The 2,755-nt window shown below is 61.9% G+C and carries 1 protein-coding gene; it reads left to right on the top strand.

Annotated elements, in window-relative coordinates; genetic code table 11:
• Window positions 1–2,755 (top strand): methyl-accepting chemotaxis protein (locus tag AC11W3_RS03665; protein WP_484092506.1); only part of this gene is annotated, 2,755 nt, incomplete at both ends.

Here is a 2,755-nt window from a genome sequence, read left to right as displayed (position 1 = left end):
CGCCGAGGCCGAGCGCCTCGCCGAGAAGAACGACTGGTACCAGGCCATCATCGACGCCGTCCCCTTCCCCATTCACGTCACCGACAACGACATGAAGTGGACCTTCATGAACAAGCCGTTCGAGACGCTCCTGGTCCGCGAAGGCCGCATCAAGGACCGGGTCTCCGCCGTCGGCCTCGCCTGCTCCAATGCCTCAGCCAACATCTGCAACACCGACGGGTGCGGCATCAAGCAGCTCCACAAGGGTGTCAACGAGAGCTTCTTCGACTGGTGCGGTTCGGGGTGCAAGCAGGACACCTCCTACCTCGTCAACGGCAAGGGCGAGAGGATCGGCTACGTCGAAGTTGTCTCCGACCTGACCGCCATGATCAGGAACCGCGACTACACCCAGACCGAAGTCGAGCGGATGGCATCGAACCTGACCAAACTGGCCCTCGGCGACCTGAACCTCGATCTCCAGGTGCAGGAGGCCGACGAGCACACCGCCCTGGCGCGGGAGGATTTCCTCAAGATTAACCAGAGCCTCACCAAGGTCAAAGACGCGGTCGGCGCCATGATCGAGGATACCGAGACCCTGGTAACCGCCGCGCTGGCCGGGCAGTTCCAGAAGCGCGCCGACGCCACCCGCCACCAGGGCGAGTACCGCTCCATCGTGGACGGCATCAACCGGACCCTCGACACCGTGGTGGATAAGAACGACTGGTACGAGGCCATCATCGATGCAGTCCCCTTCCCGATCCACGTCACCGACAACGACATGAACTGGACCTTCATGAACAAGCCGTTCGAGACGCTCCTGGTCAAGGAAGGGCGCATCAAGGACCGCGTCTCCGCCATGGGTCTCGCCTGCTCCAACGCCGCGGCCAACATCTGCAACGCCGAAGGGTGCGGCATCAAGCAGCTCCACAAGGGCGTGACCGAGAGCTTCTTCGACTGGTGCGGGTCGGGGTGCAAGCAGGACACCTCCTACCTCATCAACCGCAGGGGCGACAAGATCGGCTACGTCGAGGTGGTCTCGGACCTGACCGCCATGATCAGGAACAAGGATTACAACCAGACCGAGGTCGAGCGGATCGCCGCCAACCTGACCAAGCTCGCTCTTGGAGATCTGGACCTCGACCTCCAGGTGCAGCAGGCCGACGAGCACACCGCCGAGGCATACGAGAACTTCAAGAAGATCAACGGGAGCCTCTCGAAGGTGAAGGATGCGGTCGGCACCATGATCGACGACACCGAGACACTGGTCACCGCCGCCTTGGCCGGAGAATTCCGGAAGCGCGCCGACGCCTCCCGCCACCAGGGCGAGTACCGCTCCATCGTGGACGGCATCAACCGGACCCTGGACACTGTGGGCGACAAGAACGACTGGTACGAAGCCATCATAGACGCCGTCCCCTTCCCCATCCACGTCACCGACAACGACATGAAGTGGACCTTCATGAACAAGTCGTTCGAGAAGCTCCTGGTCAAGGAAGGACGCATCAAGGACCGCGTCTCCGCCGTCGGGCTTCCCTGCTCCAACGCCGCCGCCAACATCTGCAACGCCGAAGGGTGCGGCATCAAGCAGCTCCACAGGGGGGTCACCGAGAGCTACTTCGACTGGTGCGGATCGGGGTGCAAGCAGGATACCTCCTACCTCATCAACAGCAAGGGTGACAAGATCGGCTACGTCGAGGTGGTCCAGGACCTGACCGCCATGATCAGGAACAAGGATTACACGAAGGCAGAGATCGAGCGGATGGCAATAAACCTTCAGCTTCTTGCCGAAGGAGACCTGGACCTCAACTTCCTGCTCGGCGAACCTGATCCGCACACCAAGGACGCCCACGCGGAGTTCACCAGGATCAATGACAGCCTGAAGGGCGTGAAGCAGTCGATGGGTCACATCATCTCCATCACCAAGGAGATCGCCGACGGCAACCTCACCGTCGAGGTAGTGCCGCGCTCGGACAAGGACGAGTTGCTGAAAGACATGGCCGCCATGGTGCAGAAACTCTCCGAGGTGGTGCTGGATGTCAAGGCCGCAGCCGACAACGTCAGCATCGGTTCCAAGGAGCTCGCGGAAAACGCCGACAACACTTCACAGGGAGCCACGGAACAGGCGGCGTCGGCCGAAGAGGCATCCTCCTCGATGGAGCAAATGAGCGCCAACATCAGGCAGACGGCGGAAAACGCCATGCAGACCGAGAAGATCGCGGTGAAATCCGCGGAAGACGCGCACGAAGGCGGGAAGGCTGTCGCGGCGACGGTGGCGGCGATGAAGGAAATCGCAGGGAAGATCTCCATCGTCGAGGAAATCGCTCGCCAGACCAACATGCTGGCGCTGAACGCCGCCATCGAGGCGGCACGGGCCGGTGATCACGGCAAGGGATTCGCAGTGGTCGCCGCCGAGGTGAGAAAGCTTGCCGAGCGCAGCCAGAAGGCGGCGGCGGAGATCTCCACCCTCTCCACCTCCAGCGTCGGCATCGCCGAAAGTGCCGGGGAACTCCTCGGCGAGATACTCCCGAACATCAAGAAGACCGCGGAACTGGTCCAGGAAATCAGCGCAGCCAGCAAAGAGCAGGACGGCGGGGCCTCCCAGATCAACCAGGCCATCCAGGTCCTCGACCAGGTGATCCAGAAGAATGCGGCAGTGGCCGAGGAGATGGCATCCACGGCCGAGGAACTCTCCTCACAGGCAACGCAGCTGCAGGGAACGATCTCTTTCTTCCACGTCAACGACAGCTCCCTCTCCGAGAGAAGGGAAGGCAGCCAC

It is taken from the genome of Geomonas sp., assembly GCF_056994735.1.
This window is presented reverse-complemented; position numbering and strand designations above follow the sequence as displayed.